The following is a 20,976-nucleotide window of genomic DNA, read 5'->3' on the forward strand; positions in this document are numbered from 1 at the left end:
TCAGCCAATAAAAAAGGCATAAACCTGTTCCGTTTGGTATAATGGAATTGACTAGAAACCATTTTTACAAAGGAGATTTATGCCATGTCCAGTATACCACAAAACCATTGCGATGAGAACGAGTTAATTGATTGCGTTCAAAGATTTTTTTCCAGGCATCATGTCAGCAAGCTTCTTGCCAGATGTAATGGGATGAAAGAAAAAGGCGTTTCACCTGTTTCTCTCCTTCGTTACAAACTCAGCAACGTTTTTGTCGGAAGAAGTATGTATATGCAGCAGCGGACCGGTTCCTTTAAGGAAGGTTTTTCAAAGAACACTTTTTACCGGTTCCTTAATTCGGTAAAAACAAACTGGCTCCGTTTTACTTCTCTTCTTGCTGCGGATATCGTTAATAATGATCTCAAAGATCTAACCGATGATAACAGGAAAAATGTGTTCATCATTGATGATAGCCTTTTTAGTCGAACCAGTTGTAAGAAAACAGAACTGGGATCAAAAGTATTTGACCACACCGATATGCATTTCAAAAAAGGGTTTCGGATGCTTACTTTAAGCTGGAGTGATGGAAACACATTGATTCCGGTAAACAGCTGCCTCTTAGCATCTGCAAAAGAAACAAATATTATCGGTCCGGTAAAGAACTTTGATAATAGGACTATTGCAGGAAAAAGGCGTAAGCTTGCTCAGACAAAAGCACCAGAAGCAATGATGACTTTGTTGGATACTGCCCTCAGTGCAGGACTAAAGGCTGATTATGTCCTTTTTGATTCCTGGTTTTCCAACCCGGCACAGATCACAGCCATCCATTCAAAAGATATGGATGTGATCGCTATGATTAAGAAAAGCAGCCGCATCAAGTATTCGTACTGTGGTGAACAGTTGAACATCAAAGAGGTCTATTCCAGGAACAAAAAACGCCGTGGCCGATCAAAGTATCTGCTTTCTGTTGACGTCATGGTAGGAAAAGAGAATCCTATTCCGGCGAAAATCGTTTGCGTAAGGAATAAAGCAAATCGCAAGGACTGGCTTGCTTTTATCTGTACAGATACGACCCTTTCCGAAGAAGAGATTATCCGTATTTATGGAAAGCGCTGGCAGATTGAGGTTTTCTTCAAGACCTGCAAATCTATGCTGAACCTGATTGGAGAATGCCGTAGCTTATCCTATGATGCACTGACAGCTCACGTGGCTATCGTGTTTACCAGATATATGTTACTTGCAATGGAACAGCGCCAAAATGTAGATCAGAGAACGCTTGGGGAATTGTTCTTTTTCCTTGTTGATGAAATGGCAGACATTACTTTTAGCAGATCACTAGGCATCCTGATGGATGCCTTAATGGCAAGTCTTCAGGAAATCTTAAAGCTCAGCGATGAGCAATTGACAGCTTTTACTGCTGATTTTGAAGCAAGACTACCAAAATATCTGCGTAACGCACTCCATCCAGAGTCTATAGGAGCATAAATCACTATTTTGTTAGCTGAAATATTGAATTTTCAAGGTGCAAAGCCCATTTTAAGTATGGGAAGTCTTAGTAATTTATTTAATCTATCTTGTTTATCTGTATCTTTCATACCGCATATTTGAGGAACCTCAAATACAGATTCATTATAAAAAATATTCTCAACATTTGCTTCCTCTATATCGTCTTCGTTTTTCCATTGCCATTCAATACCATCCAGCGTTTCTATCATCCCTATATTTTTTTTCATAAACGCAATAGCTAAGAGAGTCTTTTGTAATGGGATTTTCTGTGATTTCAATATGATCTTGACTGATACCTTCTGCTGTTCCTTCTACCTCACCCTTTTTTATCGGAACAGTCGCTTTATCTAAATGTATAGATCTTTCTTCTTCACCGTCTAATTTCTCACTTTCTGTTATTTTTCCTACTGTACCCATAGTATCATCCATGCCGCAACATCCAGAGAGCACCATGCAAATTATAATGGTCATCCACTTTTTCATCAAACATCTCCTATAGCTCAATTACCTCTGCCTTTAATTCCCTGTCTTTGTCTGTATATTGAATTTTTAATATATCATCATCTAAAAACTCTACTGAAACAAGTTCTCCTCCATTTTCCAATGCTTCAGAATATTCACCTGTAACAAATTGTAAATCCGCAGGGCCAAACAAGTTGCGGACATATACTGTATAGCAACTGAGTTCAGCAGCTTTACTTTCACATACTGCTACAATATCAGTAAAAACATTTGACCTTGTCCCATCTTTTACGTCATAAAACCACTCGCTTTCTCCTATGACTCCGTTCCCGCCAAAACTTTTAACCCGAACTAAGCCATCCGTACGCTCCTCTATCTCTATAGGATCTGGCAGCCAGCATAACTGCCTGGTTTTACCACTGTCTGAAATAATCTGAAATGCATAATCTTTTGTATCTTCATTAAAATATAGTTTATAATGCGAGCCTTCCTCAACAAGATATTTTGACTGGAAAAAAGTGTCTTTGTAAGATGCCTGCCAGAAGCATTCCTGCAACTTATGATTATCAGAATAGTTATTGTAAAAAATAATTCCTTTTTCATCTCCCGAAACTCCATAAGTGTCACTAAATCCCTCTTCCGCGCAGACTCTCCGCCAATTTAAAAAAGCTATATCCTCATTAAAAGCTTCTCTTTCTTCGTATGTGAGCGGGAAATGGTCTATCTCCATCAAAACTTCTTTCCCTTTCTCATTTGTACTCATTTCGTAAATAACATCATCCTTTACACAAAGATATCCTAGAAAAAGCTCAGATGCATATTCACAATCAGAATCTAATATACTATTATGCCCCCAACATTCCCCTTTGAAATTTGTCAATTTTATTTCATACAGATCAGAAAGCTTCGCATCTGCGACCCTTGCTCCCACTGATAAATTATTCAAATTTTCTCTATTATCTCTGCATCCCGTCAAGAGTAACAAAATCATCTCTATAAAAATAAAAATTTTTACTCTCATAAATTTATCCCCTTAAATCCATCTCCCGCTTACACTTCTCAGCATATACTCCCCTCCGACACTTCGCAAGCAGAATCTAAACAATATATTTCCCCTCCTCTCCCCATGCGCATTCTCCACTTTTCTACATAATATAAACCAAACCCCTGGAAAGGCTTGGAACTATGTATCTTCTATTTGGACTTTTCCTTCTGCTCTGCATTCTATTTTTGCTGCTGAATTTCTGGAAACGCCGGCGCATCATCTGCAAAATCTGCGCCATGGATTCCTGCGAAAAAGCGTGCTTGTTAGACGAGATCCTGGAACCCTTCGGATTCTGCTATCTGGTTGATCAGGACGCCGTAACTTCCCGTGTGGACGCCTGGCAGAGGGAATTTGGATATTGTTCACTCTTCGATAAAAGCGCGGTCCATTTTCAGATGGTTTTCGACTGCGAGCCCATCTATTTCTGTCACGACGGAAGGACCTGGATGATCGAATTCTGGAAAGGGCAGTATGGCATCACCGCAGGCGCGGAGATCGGCGTCTACCGGACCGAAGGCATCCTCGCGCCTGAGCAATATGAGCATGCTCTGTTTCAGAGCGTATCGGATGAGGATCTGTTTCCCATGTCTATGGAACTGTTTTTTAAAGGAAGCAGCTTATTTACCATCCGCCGCTGCCACTGGTGGCTGACCGGTTTCCGACCTGGTGTCTGGGTACATCCGGAAGATCTGGTTCTGAATATTTCGGTTACATTTCCGAACCAGACTATGCTCAGAAGCTTTACCGACGGCCTCATGCAGACAGGATACCGGAGCTGTGACTTGTGCGTCTGCGGCCTGACGGTATCTTTTACATTCGCCTCGCCCCGTACCCGGCAGCCGCGTCTTGACTGCCGTCTCAGCCAATGGTTCTCCCAGTGGAAAAACCGCATGTTCTGCGCCCTTTACCGATGGATTACCCGTCCGTTCATCTGTACTTCCGACCGGGTGCTGTACCTGTATTATTTTCTCCCGTATGCATTTCGCCATATGTTTACTATGCGAAGAAACGGAAAGCAGAGATTACGCAGAAAGAGAAGAAAAAACAAATGAGTTTTTCCGGCAGGATGGATCGTGCCTTTCAAAACGCGCTTAGGCTCCCTTTAAACTGCCGCACCAGATATATCCTTCTCAGCGACTGTCATCGGGGAACCGGCAATGCCAACGACAACTTTCAAAAAAATGAATTTTTGTACCTGGCGGCTCTGGACTATTACTTTCGGGAAAATTTTATCTGCCTGGAACTGGGCGATGGGGACGAACTGTGGGAAAACCGTTCGATCGAACGGATTAAAGAAGCGCACCGGGAAAGTTTCGAGATGCTGGCCCGGTTTTATGAAGCGGGACGTTTATATCTGATATATGGGAATCATGATATGGTTAAGAAGAATCCGAAATACAGAGACAAATATTTCCGGACTTATTTCTGCGACCAGGAGCTCTGTGAACGTCCTTTGTGCCCCGGCGTCCGGTTTTACTCCGGAATCATTTTGAAGGACCAGGAAAAGAAACAGGATGTCTATCTGACCCACGGACACCAGGCGGATCTTTTAAACAGTACCTTCTGGCGGGTCTCGCGATTTCTGGTAAGATACATCTGGCGTCCCCTGGAATCTCTGGGAATCCCGGATCCCACCAGCGCCGCAAAAAACAACACCCGAAAAAAGGAGTCCGAAAAAAAGCTGTCCGGCTGGGCGGACAGACACGGACATATCCTGATCACCGGACATACCCATCATCCCATGATCACAGACTCCGGCTATCTCAATACCGGAAGCTGCGTCCACCCCTCGGGGATTACCGGTATCGAGATCCGGAACCGGTGTCTTACTCTGGTCAAGTGGAGCGTCGCCGCCCGGCAGGACCTGTCGCTGTATGCCCGGCGGGAAATATTGGGAGAACCGGTGCGGCTTCCATGAAAAGCGGAGGATTTTCATGTCCCCCGCTTTTTGCACATGATCTTACAGAAAAGGATCCCCACAGCCGTGCTGACGCAGGTGGCTGCGATCGCCGGACCCACGATCGCCGTAGGGTCCACGCTTCCGTACTGGCTCCGGTAGGCGATGATATTCACCGGGATCAGCTGCAGCGAGGAGATATTTACCACCAGAAACGTACACATCTCATCGCTGGCCGTCCCCGGAGGGGAAGCCCTTCCGGAATACCGGCCTTTTCTCCGGTCTTCTTCCAGGGATTTTAATTCTTCCATGGCTTTTAATCCTGCCGGCGTCGCCGCCCATCCCAGTCCCAGCATATTGGCGATACAGTTTACCGCGATCTGTTCCAGTGCCGGATGGTCCTCGGGAATACGCGGAAATAGTTTGCGCAGCACCGGCCGGATCCCCCGGGTCATCCGGCGTATCAGGCCGGAAGCTCTGCCGATCTGCATCATGCCCATCCAGAAGGACAGCATGCCCAGCATGGTAAGGCACAGAGTGATCGCTTCCCTGGCCGAGTCCAGCGCCGCCTGAGTCACCGCCGGCACGGTTCCGCGCAGCGCTCCGTAGACCACTGCCAGCAGCATCATGGCTGCCCACAGGTAATTCATAAAAAATCTCCCGTTTCTCTGTATCACTACAGTATACGGGAGATTATCTCTTTCCATTCTGAATTTTCGTAACAGTTCAGGCCGGACAAGAAGATGCCGTCCTGAACAGATACAAATTTTCAAAGAGTTCCGGCGTATCGGAACCGCATATCCCGCGCGGCTGCCTTAAATATCGTCCCTCAGCTTCCGGTTCCAGATCACTGCCAGCATGGTGAAAAAGCAGGCGCATCCGCCCAATACATTGGAGATCGGTTCCGCCAGAAATACGCCGTAAAGCCCCACGCCGGGGATCAGCGGCAGCAGAAAAGTCAGCGGCACCACGATAACCACTTTTCTCAGCAATGAGAAAGTAACCGCATATTTCGCCTGCCCCAGTCCCACGAATACCGCCTGTCCCGAGAACTGCAGCGCCATAAAGCAGAATCCGAAGAAATAGATGTGCATGGCTCCGACTCCCGCCTGAAGGAGTCCCGGTTCATCGTTAAAAATCTGTATAAAAAACCTGGGGAACAAGAGCGTCAGCGCCCAGGCCATACAGGTATACAGGACGCAGATCATGGTAGTAAACCGGATTCCCTGTTTTACCCGTCCGTTTTTACGGGCTCCATAATTGAAACTGAGCACCGGCTGAGCGCCGTTGGTAAGTCCGTTCGCCGGCATGACCAGCACTTCCCGGATGGAATTCAGAATCGTCATGACGCCTACGTACAGATCGCCGCCATAAATCTGAAGCTGGCGGTTGCAGGCGATCTGCACTACGCTGTTGGTAAAATTCATCACAAAACTGGAGGTACCCAGCGACACGATCTGCCGGCATAAAGCCCGGTTCATCCTGGGTCTTCTCAGATGCAGGCGAAGGATCGCCTTTTTCCCGGTCAGGAAACGAAGCACCCACACGGCAGAACAAAACTGGGAAAAGATCGTCGCCAGGGCGGCTCCCCTCACTCCCATCTTCAGTACGAAGATGAATACCGGATCCAGGATCAGGTTGATCACCGCCCCCAGTCCCACTGTGATCATACCGACTTTTCCAAATCCCTGGGCATTGATGAAAGGATTCATGCCCAGTCCTACCATCACAAACAGATTTCCCAGAAGATAGATCGTCAGATATGAGACCGCATATGAGATCGTATCGTCGCTGGCTCCGAACGCGTACAGAAGCGGTTTCTGTACCGCCAGAAAGAACACCGTCAGGATGACTCCCGTCCCCACCAGCATCCAGAAAGAATTTTCCATGATCTCTTCCGCACGGTCCAGCTTTCCTTCCCCTCTGGCGATCGAGCAGAGCGGCGATCCGCCCATTCCATACAGATTGGAAAATGCCGTCACCATGCTGATGATCGGAAAGGTCAGTCCCACTCCGGTAAGCGCCAGGGAAGACTCTCCCGGGATATGGCCGATATACATCCGGTCTACGATGTTGTACAGCACATTCAGAATCTGCGCCACCGTCATGGGGACCGCCATGGCCATGATATTGCCCGCTACGCTCCCCTGCCCGAAGTCATTTTTCTGTCCTTCCATGTCCTCATCCCCGTCCTTATCTTGTCAATACCCGTAAGTATCGCGGATCTCGTCCGTGTATTTTCCGGGCTCTTTAAAGATGATCAGCGGTTTCTCCACGGTGATCCGGGGTTTTCCGCCTTTCATCGCTTCCAATAATACCATATTGGGCTCCCGGTCCGCAAAAGGATAGACCAGGCGCATCCTCTTGGGTTCCAGACCATGAGCGCAGAGCCCCGTCATGATCTCCGCCAGCCGGAACGGCCGGTGCACCATGTAAAAACGGCCCCCCGGCATCAGTATCCTGGCAGTCTGGCTGATCACATCCTCCAGTGTGCACAGCACTTCATGCCGCGCGATCGCCAGATGTTCCTTCGGATTCCGCAGACCATGATTTGCCGTCATATAAGGCGGATTGCAGGTCACCACATGATAAGAAGCAGCCCCGAAGATCTGAGCTGCTTCTTTGATATCCCCTGTCACAATATGGATTCTGTCCTCCAGGCCGTTCATGCTCACGCTGCGGCGCGCCATGTCCGCGCTCTCCTCCTGGATCTCCAGGCCCGTAAAAGATTCCCCCTGGGTCCTGGCTTCCAGAAGAATCGGTATGATCCCTGTGCCTGTTCCCAGATCCAGCGCCCGTTCTCCAGGCTTCACCCTTGCAAATCCGGAGAGCAGCACAGCGTCCATGCCGAAACAGAAACGCCCCGGATCCTGAATGATCCGGTATCCGTTTCTCTGCAGCTCGTCCACACGCTCTCCGGGCTTTAGTTCCACATTCATAAAAGCCTCACAATATATGATTTTTCCGGATATATTCCAGAGATTCTTTCTGCGCTTCAAAACCTTTGACTTCCAGCAGTACGGAAGCGTTCACCTGATACTTTTCCACCAGATTCCTGAACTGCTGCCAGTCGATCCGTCCCCGCCCCACCGGCAGATGCAGGTCATCCTTCAGATTGTTGTCATTGATATGCATGTGCCTGATATACGGAGCCGTCTGCTCCACCCATCCGGCCAGTTCTTCCGCGTTCCCGAAAGCGGCCGCATGCGCGTAATCCAGACAGATCCCGAAACGCCCAAAAGACGCCATCCTCCGGCCCAGTCTCGCCAGACATTCCCCGTCCGCCTCAAACATATTTTCCAGATAGATTTCCCGTCCGGGGAAATCTTCCAGAACCTTTTCCCAGAAGGCGGCGTTCGTTTCCAGCCAGTTTTCCAGATAGGATTTCTCACGGTAATCCCGCAAAAGCCCGGTGTGGAAGACGACTCCTCTCACGCCCAGCTCCTCCGCCGTCTCCATAGACTGATAGATCCTCTTTCTGGAAACCCGGCGTATCCATGGATCCTGGCTGTGCACCGTGATATCGAGAAACGCTCCATGCAAGGTATCCTGTGAAAGATCTCTCCCAAGGCTGCGGTAAAATGCCACTGTCTCTCTTCGCTTATCCGCATCCTCTGTCTGCGGGGGCACCATGAAATCATTATATTCGAAAACCGCCCCGTATTCCTCCGCGAGCTTCAGTGTTCTTTCTATGTCGTTCCTGTCAGGAATTATCTCCAGAATTCTGTCTTTCATCTCTGATCCTTCTGTATCTTAATCCATATTTTCGATCTCGTCAATGAGCGCCTGGTAAACTTTCATCAGATTTTCATTTTCCTGCCGCAGATTTCTGCACAGGTTCCCGGCAATAAACATCAGAAGCCTGCACCCTGCCGAAGGATTTTCCATACAGTATTCCCGAAAATCTTCCGCCGATATGGAAAATGTCCTGCAGTCCGTTTTTGCCCTGACGGTGGCAGAACGGCGGTCATGGTCGATCAGAGCGATTTCCCCGAAGACACAGGAATATTCATCTATAAGCGTGGCGCAGACATATTCCTCCCCATAAAGAGTCGTCTTCAGAATCTCTACGGTTCCTTCCAGAAGGAAATACATGGTGTCGCCCACGTCCCCCTCCTCTATGATCCGGCTCCCCGCGGGGAATATCTCCTCCCGCATCAGGACGGAGAGTTTCTCCAACTCTCCGTCTTTCAGCTCCGCCAGCATCGGAAATGTTCTCAAATCTTTCACCAAATTTACGTCCTCCCTCCTACACTTCTTCCGCCAGTACAATCACCCCGGTATTTTTACCCACCACATAATCGTCCGGAGGATTCAAGACCGGCGCGTTTCTCTCCAGTTTTCTCACTTCTTTCATCTTTGCCACGATTTCCCCGTAATTCGTGGATTTCTGGGCTTCCGCCAGCAGAGAATGTTTCAGCGTCCGCTCGGCGCCCATATTTTCCAGTACCCCGATCGCCATCTGCTTCCGGTTCCGGTAATACTGGAAAAGTTCCCCGAAGGTCCTGCCCTGCCACTCTTCTTCCAGTTCAAAGATCTGTACGCTCACTCCGTCTCCATTATCAAACAGAGACGAGAGGACCTTCGCCATACCATTATAACTGGTAGCCGTGGAAAGAATATAGCGGGTATACTCTTCGGAATAGATTACTTCGTCACATTTCTGCGCTTCCAGATAATTTTTATATTTTTTCGTTTTTACTTCCGCGCAGATATGGGCTCTCGGATTCATGCCCCGGATCATAAGCACTGCCGCAAACACACGGGAATCCACCAGCTCCGACTCCAGACTCTCCTGATTTTCCCCCATAACCAGCGCTTTGGACACTGTTTTCGCGTTTGCCCTCTGGAGCACAGCTTCTTCAGAATAGTCTCCCCTGACATATTGAAGACCTTTCAGCTCCTCATCATCCAGGAGAAGCTGCATCTTTGTCTCATCCACCTGGTTGACAAGCACAATATCCTGGTAGCGGATCGATCCGTTTTTCCGGACAATATCCTGGATCAGCGCCTTCAGGTCATCTTTCCATCCGCATATGATCACATGGTTTTTCAAGCTCTGCAATTTTCTCAGTCCCTTCCTGGAATTCAGATTCTGTTCAATCAGCGCCGAAGAGATATAACCTGTGATGGCCGACACGCCGAACATGCTGATAAGCAGGATCACCAGCCCCAGCACTCTTCCGGGTATACTCACAGGATAATGGTCCGCAAAATCCTGTCCGAACAGGGTGGCCGTATTCCACAGAAGAACATCCAGGAATCCGGTTCCCCGTGTCCGGTCAAATTCCACATACCAGTAGAGAAGGCAGCACAGTATGTAAAAGGTAATGATGCCCACGATCACGGCAAGATGCCCTCTGTGCCAGAGCTGGCGCAGATCCTTCCATATCCTGCCCCAGTTCTTGTCTTCCTCTTTCTTCATAGATGATTATTCCTCCACCCATACTACCGTCATATTTCCTGTGACAGCGGCCCCGGAATCATAATCCCAGTGACCGTTCGCCGTCGGCTGCAGAATCGGCGCGGCTGCGGTGGAGCCTTCCTCCACCGTCAATGTATAGAAGGTATTGCCCTGATAAGTAAACGTAACCGTAAAAGTCTCTGTCGTACCGGGGGTATCCTCTTCCGATGGATTACTGCTGTCTGAACTGCTCCCACCCGAACTGCTTCCGCCGGTACTCTCTTCTGCAGCAGGCGGTGTCTCCGGCTGCACAGCCGTCTCTTCTGCGGCCGGCTCCGTCACAGGCTGTGTCTGCGCAGGAGTATTCACCGGTTCTGTTTCTGTATCCTCTTCTTCTTCCGTGATCTGCTCAGGCTCTTCCGTCACTTCTTCCTCCTCCGGTTCCGATTCGCCGGAAATCACCTGGATCCATTCATCAATTTCCTCTGCCGTAATGCACAGCTCCGCGTCGCGTTCCAGGCACAGATTCAGAAAATCCATGGCTTCCACGCTGTACCGTTCAAAATCAATCTCCGTCATGTCATACGGATAATATTCGGAGATCTCCTCATCGCTGCGTATGTTGACCTGCGAACCCATAGGAATCTGCCTCTCTTCCTCCAGAGAATCCTCGCTTCCATCCGGATAGATCAGCCGGGATCCCACGACGCCTTCCAGCACTGTCACGCAGGTACGGCTCTCGCCGTTCTCGTCATAGGTCACTTCCACACGGAATACCGTTCCGCGGACAGCCATGGTAGAGTTGGGCGTGGTTACTTCATAGCTGGATTCATCCGAAAGTTTCTGCGTCAGCTGGCTGACCACAGCCCCTTCCTCCAGATGAATCACCGTACGGCTGTCCGCGCTGCTGCCTTCCGCCGTCAGACTCATCTGTGTACCCGGCTCCACAAGTACATATTTGTCGTCATCCAGACTCAGGACTACCGAACTTTCTTCTTCCACCCGCATCTGGTCTCCGGACTCCAGCCTCATATTTTCATAGGCTTCCAGTTCTCCGACTTCTTCCCGGGTCACTACCGCCGTTCCCTCAAGCTGCATGATCTCGATCACCCGGTAAGATTCCTCTTTATTTCCGCCGCAGCCGGCTATCCCGCAGATACATGCTCCCAGAAAACCTGCCAGAAGAGATTTTTTCATCCATTTTCTCATCATCAAATTCTCCCGTTATTCCGTAAAAGTATAATACCCGTCGGACGGTACATAGAAAGTGATCCCTCCTGCGTACACCCCTTCATCCCTTTCTGTCTTCGTCACTCCGTTCAGGCTGTAGGGTTGTCCTCTCAGCAGATAGTAGCTTCCCGCGCTGCTTATGCCGCCGGTATTCGCCACCTCCCATTGGGCTGTCAGCGTCACGTCACTATCCGGCATGGTAAACGTCCCTCCCGCCGGATAGGTCTCTCCTGTAGACGACAGCCATCCGGTAAAGGTATATCCCTCCCGAACCGGCGCTGCCGCCGCCGTCACAGTCGTCTCATACCCCGCCTGCTGCGCGGCCGGTACACCGGATGTGGCACCGTTTCCGTCGTATGTTATGGTGTGCTGATTGGGAGTCCAGGAGGCAGTGAGCGTAATATATGCCATATAGATCTCATAATCTCCTTCCACTGTCTGATATGGAGCATCCGGCACAATAAATGTTTCTCCTGCCGGATAGACGGTTCCGTCATATTCCCAGCCATTGAAGGTATATCCTGAACGGGATGGGATTGTTTCCGACAAAAGTACTTCGTCCAGATAATAAATTGAGTCGGTTTCTCCATGTATTTCTGTCGGAACTCCTGCTTCGGCTCCATTTCCATCATATGAAATCATATAATTGAAGACCTGCCATGAAGCATACATCGTCAGCGTATTATTTTGCGGAGTATAATTATCAATCACATCTAATATCAGACTTCCGTAATCATGTTTATATTTTTCTTCCATGGGATGATTAAGTCCTCCATCATATCCATTCCATCCAATAAATGCATATCCCGGCTTTGTTGGATTCTCTGGAATGGAAAATTCCCCCCCTTCACTAATTTGAATCGTATATTCATCATAAGTTTTAACCTCATAATTTTCCGTATAATCACTATAAGGAAGATTTCTGTCCATCCACATTAATGTATATACCGTTCCCACTTCCGCCGCATACGCCGCGCTCTTTCCTATCCAGATTCCCCCGCAGATCATACAGACCGCCAGCATCAGCGCGACTAATTCTCTGATTCTTCTTCTCATTATTTTACACTCCATTTGCATGAAAAAAGATACACTGCTTCAAAATACATTTTCCCACAAAAAATCCGGGGAGGCACTACCCGAACGGGCAGTCCTCCCCGGAATCTCCATCCTGTATTTTATCTTTTTTTCAAAAACGGAACTGCTTTCCCCAGATATTTGCGGACCATCTCCCAGTCCGTCATTTTTCCCACGCACACAGCCAGGGCCGCCAGTGTAAGATACAGCGCACGGTAGGTGAAAAAAGCGTGATAACTCACGTGAAAAGAAAGCGTCAGAAAACGCAGGACCGGTACCAGCGCGATCAGGAAGACCGCCGGACACACCGACGGGATCTGTTTTTTCCGAAATAAAAACACAAAGCAGAAAAGCGCTCCCAGTATGACGATCAGGAGAAGCAGCAGATTCATATCGTCAGATATACCCCGGAATGGAAACAGCATCCGTACATTATCCAGGATTCCACCCGTGCCGGTAATATCTGCCTCTCCATATCCGCTATCCCAGTAAGCAGCTCTGTTCAGCGCAAAATCTATCCGGTCGTCTCCCAGCAGCATCGAAGAACCGACCCATTTCACCAGCAGGGCGCCTCCGTATCCTGCCGCCCACAGAAGCCCGGAGCGGACGAAACAGGCAAAGTATTCTCCTGCCTTCCTCCCGGGTTCTCTCTGCTGCCACAAAAGAAGCAGCAGCAGAAACGGCAGCCCGAAAGCGACCGTCTCCGTGGTCAGGAAATCCATATAAGCCACCGCCGTCCCAGACACCAGCATCAGAAGACTTCCTTCCCACCAGCCGGGCCTGCGCGCCAGGATATAAATCATCAGCATCAGAGATATCAGCCATGGGGACCAGTACTCTGCGCAGAACGGTATATATTCCAGTCCGCAGGGGATTACCAGCACGGCCAGTATCACGGTCAGCCACGTAAATCCTCTCTTCAGCAGCAAAGCGCATAATATTACAAACAATACGACAAAGACGATCGCCATGAACCAGTAGATCTGCTTCATCGTCATAAATACCAGAAGAGGCCGCAGCAGCATGACCGTGCCGTGCCAGTAGCGGTCATAAACCGTATTGGCGTCCAATTCCTGTTCCACCCGCAGGATCAATGCATGAACCAGTGAATCTTCCTCTCCTCCGAAATCCACATAGATCGGAGACTCAAACATGGTCTGCCAGGAGCGGTCCGGATCCAGAGAGTAGAGAATATTCAGCCACTCCGCGTCCGCGTAATTGTCCATACGGGTCCATTCCTTTCCCTCTTCCAGCAGATAACGCTCTCCCTGCTCTTCCATCCGGTAAGCGGACGTCAGTATATTCTCTCTGACCGTTTCTCTGGGAATCAGGGCGCTGATCAGAAACAGAACGCAAAGAACGCACAGCGTGCAGGCAAAGACCAGCCCTGCCTGCACGCTTTTTTTCCCGATTTTCAGATTCTTGTCTTTCATGCTTCCCGCCCCGTTATCTTATTCAGACTGTATACCAGGATTCCATTACTTTTGCCTTTCAGCGGTATGACTCCGATCTTCTCCGCTTCCACACGGTCTTTGACCGCCTCATAGACCTCTTCGCTGATCAGGATCTGGCCGCTCTTTGCCGCCCCTTCCAGGCGGGACGCGGTATTTACCGTATCTCCGATGGCTGTGTAATCCATACGGAAATCACATCCGATATTGCCCACGACCGCCGGACCGCAGTTCACGCCGATGCCAAAACTGATCTTCCTGCCGAAACGCTCCATCAGCTTCCGCTCCAGTTCATCCGACCCGTCCGCGATATCCTTTGCCGTACAGACCGCCCGGTATATGTAATCATCCAGATCAAAAGGAGCATTGAAAACCGCCATCGTCGCGTCGCCGATAAATTTATCCAGCGTACCTCCGTTTTTCAGGATAGAATGGGTGGTCAGCGCCAGATACTCATTCAGGATCTCCACAACCTCTTCCGGCCGGATACTTTCAGACATGGATGTAAATCCCCGGATATCCACGAACAGCACGGCGATATGCCGGCTCTCTCCGCCCAGTACCAGACGGAATTCCCCGTCTTTTGACACTTTATCTACTACCTGGGGCGCCACATATTTTTTGAAAGCATTGACGACTTCCTGTCTCCGTTTCCGTTCCTGCAGGTAGTTCCAGATGATATGTACCGCATAGACCACGATCAGCACCAGCGGAAGGCTGATCAGATGGAGAATCCATCCCCGGGAAAAAAGCCAGGTTCCCAGCAGCAGCTCTGCGGCAATCAGCACTGCCAGCAGCGCCGCAGCCGCCGGAACTTTCATACGCCGGATCAACAGGAAAAATCCGGCTGCCGCTGCCGCCATTACAAGGGAGGAAAGCAGCTCCGGCGCGGGCTGCGCGGTCTTGCCCTGCAGCAGGGCATCCACGATATTGGCGTGAATCTCCACCCCGTACATCTGCTCGCCTCTCTGTACCGCCACATTGTATGCGTCCTGCATCCCCGGCGCGTAAGCGCCGACCATGACGATACAGTCTTTAAACGTCCGGACGTCTACCCGTCCTTCCAGCACATCAATCAGCGATACCGTCTCATAGGCTCCGCTTTTCCCTGAATAGAGAAAATCAAACCGGCTGCCGCTGTAAAGCTCCGGCATATGCGGTTCTTCTCCCAGATATTCCATATAATCCGCGTAGATCTGCCATGCCAGGCTGTAAACCGTCCCTTCCTCCGTATCCGCGTATGCCATGGCCTGGCGGATATAGCCGTCCTGATCCTGCACCGTATTGGCAAAACCATATTTCGACACTTCTTCCAGGGCCTCGTACGGTTTTTCCACCATGCCAATATGGGACTGATCCACATAGAGTCCTCCCCGGCCGTCGTCCAGGACCGCTTCCTCGTAGACCAGATTGGCGGCGGTGATCACATTTCCCGCCTTCCGGCACGCCTCCGCGAAACGCGCGTCGCTCTCCGGATCCATATCGCTGATATAGAGGATATCCAGCGCGATCACTGCCGGCATGGCATCCGGATCTTCGCTCAGCGCTTCCACCAGCCTGGCAGAAATATCCCTGTTCCAGGTATTAAAAGGCCCCAGAGCATCCAGTGTCTTCTCATCGATGGCGATAATCCGGATATTGGAACTGGCGCCCGACGGCCTCTGGTACAGCGTATCCGCCAGCATCTTGTCAACCGTATACAAAGGCTGGAAAAAACAAAGCAAAAATGTGACAACAGCCACTGTCAGAGCAGTCAGCCAGACAGACAGATTCCTTTTCATTTCATTCCCCCATCTTCTTCCAGCAAGGAACGGTAGATATCTCTCTTTGATACACCTCTGTCCTTCGCCGCCTGTTTCATGGCATCTTTTCGATTCAGACCTTGCTCCTCATACATCTCTACATGTTCCTGAACCGACATATTCTCAAAGCGGCTGCGTTCTTCTTCATCAATGCTGGCATGACTCCGTCCTTCCAGCACCAGCACATATTCCCCTCTCGGCTCCTGCTCCCCGTAAAAACGCACCGCATCTTCCAACGTTGTTTCCATAACGGTCTCAAATTTTTTGGTCAGTTCTCTGCAGATACTGAGCCTTCGATCTCCCAGGACTTCCAGAAGTTCCTTCAGTGTCTTTCTCAGACGGTGAGGCGCTTCATAGATAACCGTCGTACGGGTCTCTTCCTGAATCTCCTGAAGCACCCTGCGCCTGTCCTTTTTATCCGCAGGCAGAAAAGCCTCAAAGCAGAATCTCCTTGTAGGCCGGCCTGAAATAATCAGAGCGTTCACGCAGGCACACGCCCCGGGCACAGAAGTAACCGGTATGCCGGCATCCCGGCACATTCTTACAAGGTCTTCTCCAGGATCGGAGATCCCGGGTGTACCTGCGTCGGTAATCAAAGCGATATTTTTCCCTTCCAAAAGAAGGGACACCAGATGATGTCCCTTCTCAATTCGATTATATTCATGATAACTGGTCATCGGCGTATGGATATCGAAATGGTTCAGCAGACGGATACTGTTTCTGGTATCCTCCGCTGCGATCAGATCCGCTTCCTTCAGCACCCTCACCGCCCGAAAAGTCATATCTTCCAGATTCCCGATGGGTGTCGCGCACAGATACAGAGTTCCGCTGTTATTTATCATTTAGCTTAGACTTTCCTTCCTTACGTTCCAGAGCTTCCAGTTCTTTCAGTTCTTTTTCTTCCGCCTGCGTATTTGGCTGGATATTCTGATTTCCATGTTTATTTTTATTATTTTTTTCTTTCTTCCGTCTCGGTTTAAAACGAAGTTCGTCCACCTTATATTCCTGAATCTCTTTTTCTTCGTTTTCCAGTGTAACAATTACTTTGACAGTCTGACGCAGTACGTTTACCGAGTTAACTTCTCCTTTGACGCCGTCACGTGCGGTCACTATATCTCCGATTCCTGGCAGGCGGCTGTTCAGTTCTTCATAAGTCTCCTGTTCATGCTTCAGACAGCACATAAGCCTTCCGCACACCCCTGAAATCTTAGCCGGATTCAAAGACAGATTCTGTTCTTTCGCCATCTTGATGGATACCGGAAGAAATTCCGATTGATGCGTATGACAGCAGAGCTCCCGTCCGCAGATACCGATACCTCCCAGAATCTTCGTCTCATCCCGCACGCCGATCTGACGCAGTTCAATCCTGGTCTTAAATACGGAAGCCAGATCTTTTACCAGTTCCCGGAAATCGATCCTTCCATCCGCTGTAAAATAAAACAGAACCTTATTGTTATCAAAAGTATACTCCGCGTCAATCAGTTTCATTTCCAGCCCGTGCTTGCGGATCTTTTCCAGACAAATGCGAAATGCTTCTTTTTCTTTCTCCCTGTTGGTCTCTGACTGCTGGTCATCCTGGGGCGTAGCCAACCGGATCACCGGTTTCAGGGGCTGAACGACTTTCTCATCTTCTACCTCTTTTACACCCATGACCACATATCCGTATTCGATCCCTCTTGCAGTCTCTACGATCACATGATCTCCCGAACGGACTTTCAGTCTGCCCGGTGAAAAATAATAAATCTTTCCCGCCGTACGAAAACGTACACCGATCACTTTTGTCATTCTAATTCTCCTTCATGGTCAGAAGCAGCAATTCCATGGTCAGGTCAAAATTCACATTCGCCTTCAGACGCTGCTTTGCCTTCTCCAATGCTTCTATAATCTGTCCCAGTCCCTCATAGGAACTTTCGCTGGCTTTCTTTCGAATGCTTATCAGTTCATCCGAGAATATCATGCTGTCCGCATCCCTGGTCGCCTTAAATAAAAGTACATCCCGGTACCATATGGTCAGAAGATCCAGATAATCGTTGATTTCCATCTTATATTCGCTGATTTTTTTCAAATCTTCGATCAGATCGCCGACCTCCATCTCGGATATGTATTTTACCACATGCAGGACATGATCCAGCATCTCTCCAAAATTATCCGATAAAGCCAGTCTTTTTGCCTTTCCCACATTTCCCTGGGCAAAGGCTGTACAGATATCCGCCCGGTATTCCGGTATCTCCAGATCTTCCATCAGATAGCGCTTGATTATCTGAGAAGATACCGGCTTCAAATCCAGCAGCACACATCTGGAACGGATCGTGGGCAGCAATGTGCCCGCATTCTCAGTAAGTAAAAAAATCACCGCGTAAGACGGCGGTTCCTCTATGGTTTTCAGAAGAGCGTTCTGTGCCTGTACTGACAATTTATCAGCTTCATCTATTATATAAACTTTATACGGGCTGCTGTACGGCCTGATCTGTATATCTCCGTTCAGCTGCTCCCGGATATCCTCCACACTGATAGTATTAGGTTTCTCATGAGTTATTCTTATAATATCCGGCTGATTCAGGCTCTCTGCCTGCTTACAGGAACGGCACTGCATACACGGCTCTGTTCCTCCCGCCTCACATTGCAGGGTCTGAGCGAAAAGACCTGCCAGGAGCTTCTTCCCGGATCCCTTTTCTCCATTGATCATGTAGGCATGCGATACTTTGTTCATCCGGATCGCATTTTTCATATGCTGTATCGTCTGTTCATGTCCCAGAACATCCGAAAATCCTGGCATTTCCTTCACCTCCCTGCACCGCTTTCATGCAAGCATAACGCGTCTGCTTTTCGTCTTCTGCGGTTCTACCCCGCAGTGCGCGCTCGATTCCGCTTCGCTTCATCTCGCTCACGGGCTTCGCCCTATAGAATCCGCCAAAAACAGCCGCTCTCATGCAAGCATGACGCGTCTGCTTTTCGTCTTCTGCGGTTCTACCCCGCAGTGCCGCTCGATTCCGCTTCGCTCCATCTCGCTCACGGGCTTCGCCCTATAGAATCCGCCAAAAACAGATTCTTTCATGCAAGCATGAAAAATCTGTTTTTACCGTCTTCTGCACTGCTCATTGCTTACCTGGACATTATATCATACTATGGGTTGGTTTTGTATGAAAAGTTTTATTTCATCCAGGCAGGTGTGCAGATCGGTGTTTTGAAAACGGTGTGTGATATGGGCATTTTTCAGATTTTCTTCGGAAAAATCTTCCTGATCTGCCAGAAATCTTCTGCACAGTTCCGCGTAATGCGGTTCTTCCTGCTGCCGTTCCCGTTCCAGGGCACGGGAGAGTCTCAGGCCGTCTTCTACTTCTATGTAGATTGGAACCATGATGTCCTGTCCAAAATAGTTCCGCATGGCGTTCCAGGATTCCAGGGTTCCGATTACTGCGTAGGAGTGGTGTTCCAGATCCATATTGTCATCACAGACCGTAAAATATTTCCAGAGTCCCTGGACAGTGTCATATACTCGCAGTTCTACCACTTTTCCGGCTTTTTGCAGACGCTCCAGCGTTTCTTCATCTACAAAATGGTATTCTCTGCCTTCCGATTCGCCGTCCCGGATAGGACGCGTGGTGTAGGGAACCAGACGGCGGAGCAAAAGTTCCTGATCTTCTGTCAGTTTTTTATATATCGTATCTTTCCCGGTAGCGCTCTTTCCCATAAGGCAGAAAATCTTACCCATCTTTTCTCTCCTTCCATACCAGAATCCGGCCGTTCCGGACTCCGTCTACTTCCAGACCTTCCCGGACATATCTGTTTATTCTTTCCAGTATCTGCTCTTCCGCCAGCTCTCCCGGCGCAAGAATCGGTATTCCCGGCGGATACAGAGTGACAAAGTCCCCGCTGATTCTGCCTGCTGCTTTTTCCAGTTTACAATATTCCCTCGTATGGCCGTCTGCCTGCAGCAGCGTACACCTCTGTATGGCCGGGATCACGGTATCTTTTGCGTATACTTTCTTCTGTCGGCCGCAGATTCTCTTCAGGATGCCGTCCAGATCCAGAAGCGCATGGGTCAATCTTCGCAGATCTTCTTCTCTGTCCGCCACGGAAGATAATGCGCACACATAAGAACTGCATGCCATCTCCAGTTCCACATGATATTTTTCAAGCAGGATATCCTGAAGTTCCTTTCCGCTGATTTCCGTATCCCTCACAGAAATCAGAATTTTAGATCTGTCCATACCGGGACACTGAACCAGACGCAGAGTCTTCATCTGTTCAAGGTGCTCTCTGCATGTCTGAAGTCTCCCCGCATAACGGTCAAACTCCTGCCTGTGGGAACCGATCCACTCCATACATTGGGAAATTCCTGCCATAAGCACATAAGAAGGGCTGCTGCTCTGATATACAGTCAGGTAATGCCGTATACGCTCCCTGTCTGCCACAGATCCATTGATATGGATCAGCGCGCTCTGTGTCAGTGCCGGAAGTGTCTTGTGTACACTGTGAATCACCACATCGGCCCCGCAGGATACAGAATCCTCCGGAAAATAATCCGAAAAAGGAAAATGCGCGCCGTGCGCCTCATCCACGATCAGCGGGATCCCACGGGCATGCACAATCCGCGCTATGGACCTTACATCGGATACTACCCCGTCATAAGTAGGAGAAGTAATAAATACTGCCTGGATTCCTTTCTCCTCCTCCAGCGCTTTTTCCACAGACGCCGGCAGAATCTGTCCGTTTATCCCCCATTCTGCGGAAAAATGTGGATATCCCGGCGGATCGGACGGGTAAATATACACTGTCTGAAGCCCCCTCAACATGGCGGCATGATAGGCAGACTTGTGGCTGTTCCTTGCCATCAGGATCTTTCCCCCGAAGGACGTACAGCCCGAGACGGCAGCCAGGATACCTCCGGTACTCCCATTTACCAGAAAATGAGTCTCCTCCGCCCCGTAAAGAACAGCAGCCTTCTTTTGTTCCTCCAGAAGAATACCTTCCGCATGATGCAGATTATCGAAGCCTTCGATCTCCGTAATATCAATAAAAAACGGATTTCCGATACTCCCCAGCCTGCGCTTGTGTCCCGGCATATGCATGGGAAGATAATCAGAATCCGCATAATCCTTTAATTTTTTAAACAATTCACTCAT

Annotated in this window: 21 protein-coding genes; 3 read left to right on the forward strand and 18 right to left on the reverse strand. The window is 49.2% G+C overall.

The features are described from left to right. Nucleotides 1-84: 84 nt before the first annotated feature. The gene (locus B5F29_RS15845) at nucleotides 85-1,464 is read left to right on the forward strand and encodes an IS4 family transposase (RefSeq protein WP_087155568.1); all 1,380 of its coding nucleotides are present in this window, start codon (nucleotides 85-87) and stop codon (nucleotides 1,462-1,464) included. A 32-nt stretch (nucleotides 1,465-1,496) separates the two neighbouring features. On the opposite strand, the gene B5F29_RS15850 is transcribed toward B5F29_RS15845, so the two are convergent. From B5F29_RS15850 to B5F29_RS15860, 3 genes are read right to left on the reverse strand one after another with little or no spacing between them, the layout of a single operon-like run. Continuing rightward, nucleotides 1,497-1,694, reverse strand: a complete 198-nt coding sequence (locus B5F29_RS15850) for a hypothetical protein (RefSeq protein WP_087155569.1) — start codon at nucleotides 1,692-1,694, stop codon at nucleotides 1,497-1,499. Next, nucleotides 1,669-1,968: a hypothetical protein gene (locus tag B5F29_RS15855; protein WP_087155570.1), complete on the reverse strand. Its 300-nt coding sequence runs from the start codon at nucleotides 1,966-1,968 to the stop codon at nucleotides 1,669-1,671. Before B5F29_RS15855 ends, B5F29_RS15850 begins: the two co-directional genes overlap by 26 nt. Nucleotides 1,969-1,978: 10 nt before the next feature. Further along, on the reverse strand, nucleotides 1,979-2,968 hold the full coding sequence (locus tag B5F29_RS15860) for a hypothetical protein (RefSeq protein WP_087155571.1): 990 nt from the start codon (nucleotides 2,966-2,968) through the stop codon (nucleotides 1,979-1,981). A gap of 164 nt (nucleotides 2,969-3,132) precedes the next feature. Here B5F29_RS15860 and B5F29_RS15865 point away from each other — a divergent pair, with 164 nt between their 5' ends. After that, nucleotides 3,133-4,044 (forward strand): DUF4474 domain-containing protein, encoded by a 912-nt coding sequence (locus tag B5F29_RS15865; protein WP_087155572.1) that lies wholly within the window; start codon nucleotides 3,133-3,135, stop codon nucleotides 4,042-4,044. Further along, nucleotides 4,041-4,910, forward strand: coding sequence for a metallophosphoesterase (locus B5F29_RS15870; protein ID WP_087155573.1), 870 nt, complete (start codon nucleotides 4,041-4,043; stop codon nucleotides 4,908-4,910). The genes B5F29_RS15865 and B5F29_RS15870 overlap by 4 nt, the downstream gene beginning before the upstream one ends. Before the next feature lie 14 nt (nucleotides 4,911-4,924). Here B5F29_RS15870 and B5F29_RS15875 read toward each other — a convergent pair whose 3' ends face one another. The 15 genes from B5F29_RS15875 to B5F29_RS15945 form a co-directional block, all read right to left on the reverse strand. Next, nucleotides 4,925-5,539 carry a nucleoside recognition domain-containing protein gene (locus B5F29_RS15875; protein WP_087155574.1) on the reverse strand — a complete coding sequence of 205 codons (615 nt, stop codon included), beginning with the start codon at nucleotides 5,537-5,539 and terminating at the stop codon, nucleotides 4,925-4,927. A gap of 165 nt (nucleotides 5,540-5,704) precedes the next feature. Continuing rightward, a complete protein-coding gene (locus B5F29_RS15880) occupies nucleotides 5,705-7,066 on the reverse strand; it encodes an MATE family efflux transporter (RefSeq protein WP_087155575.1) in 1,362 nt (453 codons plus the stop codon). Nucleotides 7,067-7,090: 24 nt separating this feature from the next. Beyond that, nucleotides 7,091-7,828, reverse strand: a complete 738-nt coding sequence (locus B5F29_RS15885; protein WP_087155576.1) for a tRNA1(Val) (adenine(37)-N6)-methyltransferase — start codon at nucleotides 7,826-7,828, stop codon at nucleotides 7,091-7,093. 7 nt (nucleotides 7,829-7,835) lie between these two features. After that, nucleotides 7,836-8,624: a sugar phosphate isomerase/epimerase family protein gene (locus B5F29_RS15890; protein WP_087155577.1), complete on the reverse strand. Its 789-nt coding sequence runs from the start codon at nucleotides 8,622-8,624 to the stop codon at nucleotides 7,836-7,838. Nucleotides 8,625-8,642: 18 nt separating this feature from the next. Then, on the reverse strand, nucleotides 8,643-9,119 hold the full coding sequence (locus B5F29_RS15895; RefSeq protein WP_143449178.1) for a cyclic nucleotide-binding domain-containing protein: 477 nt from the start codon (nucleotides 9,117-9,119) through the stop codon (nucleotides 8,643-8,645). A gap of 19 nt (nucleotides 9,120-9,138) precedes the next feature. Further along, on the reverse strand, nucleotides 9,139-10,314 hold the full coding sequence (locus B5F29_RS15900) for a TrkA-related ion transporter (RefSeq protein ID WP_087155579.1): 1,176 nt from the start codon (nucleotides 10,312-10,314) through the stop codon (nucleotides 9,139-9,141). A 6-nt stretch (nucleotides 10,315-10,320) separates the two neighbouring features. Further along, on the reverse strand, nucleotides 10,321-11,505 hold the full coding sequence (locus tag B5F29_RS15905) for a FecR family protein (protein WP_087155580.1): 1,185 nt from the start codon (nucleotides 11,503-11,505) through the stop codon (nucleotides 10,321-10,323). A gap of 12 nt (nucleotides 11,506-11,517) precedes the next feature. Next, nucleotides 11,518-12,579 carry an InlB B-repeat-containing protein gene (locus tag B5F29_RS15910; protein ID WP_162608458.1) on the reverse strand — a complete coding sequence of 354 codons (1,062 nt, stop codon included), beginning with the start codon at nucleotides 12,577-12,579 and terminating at the stop codon, nucleotides 11,518-11,520. A gap of 119 nt (nucleotides 12,580-12,698) precedes the next feature. After that, nucleotides 12,699-14,030 carry a hypothetical protein gene (locus B5F29_RS15915; protein ID WP_087155582.1) on the reverse strand — a complete coding sequence of 444 codons (1,332 nt, stop codon included), beginning with the start codon at nucleotides 14,028-14,030 and terminating at the stop codon, nucleotides 12,699-12,701. Continuing rightward, a complete protein-coding gene (locus B5F29_RS15920; RefSeq protein ID WP_087155583.1) occupies nucleotides 14,027-15,829 on the reverse strand; it encodes an adenylate/guanylate cyclase domain-containing protein in 1,803 nt (600 codons plus the stop codon). The genes B5F29_RS15915 and B5F29_RS15920 overlap by 4 nt, the downstream gene beginning before the upstream one ends. Continuing rightward, nucleotides 15,826-16,692, reverse strand: coding sequence for a 16S rRNA (cytidine(1402)-2'-O)-methyltransferase (rsmI, locus tag B5F29_RS15925; protein WP_087155584.1), 867 nt, complete (start codon nucleotides 16,690-16,692; stop codon nucleotides 15,826-15,828). Before rsmI ends, B5F29_RS15920 begins: the two co-directional genes overlap by 4 nt. Next, complete coding sequence (locus B5F29_RS15930; protein ID WP_087155585.1) at nucleotides 16,682-17,635, reverse strand: PSP1 domain-containing protein; 954 nt, start codon at nucleotides 17,633-17,635, stop codon at nucleotides 16,682-16,684. The genes rsmI and B5F29_RS15930 overlap by 11 nt, the downstream gene beginning before the upstream one ends. A gap of 1 nt (nucleotide 17,636) precedes the next feature. After that, entirely contained in the window at nucleotides 17,637-18,626 is a 990-nt protein-coding gene (locus tag B5F29_RS15935) for a DNA polymerase III subunit (RefSeq protein WP_087155586.1), read from the reverse strand. 342 nt (nucleotides 18,627-18,968) lie between these two features. Continuing rightward, nucleotides 18,969-19,562, reverse strand: a complete 594-nt coding sequence (locus tag B5F29_RS15940) for a guanylate kinase (RefSeq protein ID WP_087155587.1) — start codon at nucleotides 19,560-19,562, stop codon at nucleotides 18,969-18,971. Beyond that, entirely contained in the window at nucleotides 19,555-20,976 is a 1,422-nt protein-coding gene (locus tag B5F29_RS15945) for an aminotransferase class I/II-fold pyridoxal phosphate-dependent enzyme (protein WP_087155588.1), read from the reverse strand. Before B5F29_RS15945 ends, B5F29_RS15940 begins: the two co-directional genes overlap by 8 nt.

This window comes from Lachnoclostridium sp. An196 (assembly GCF_002160135.1).
Classification (GTDB): Bacteria; Bacillota; Clostridia; order Lachnospirales; family Lachnospiraceae; genus Hominiventricola; species Hominiventricola avistercoris.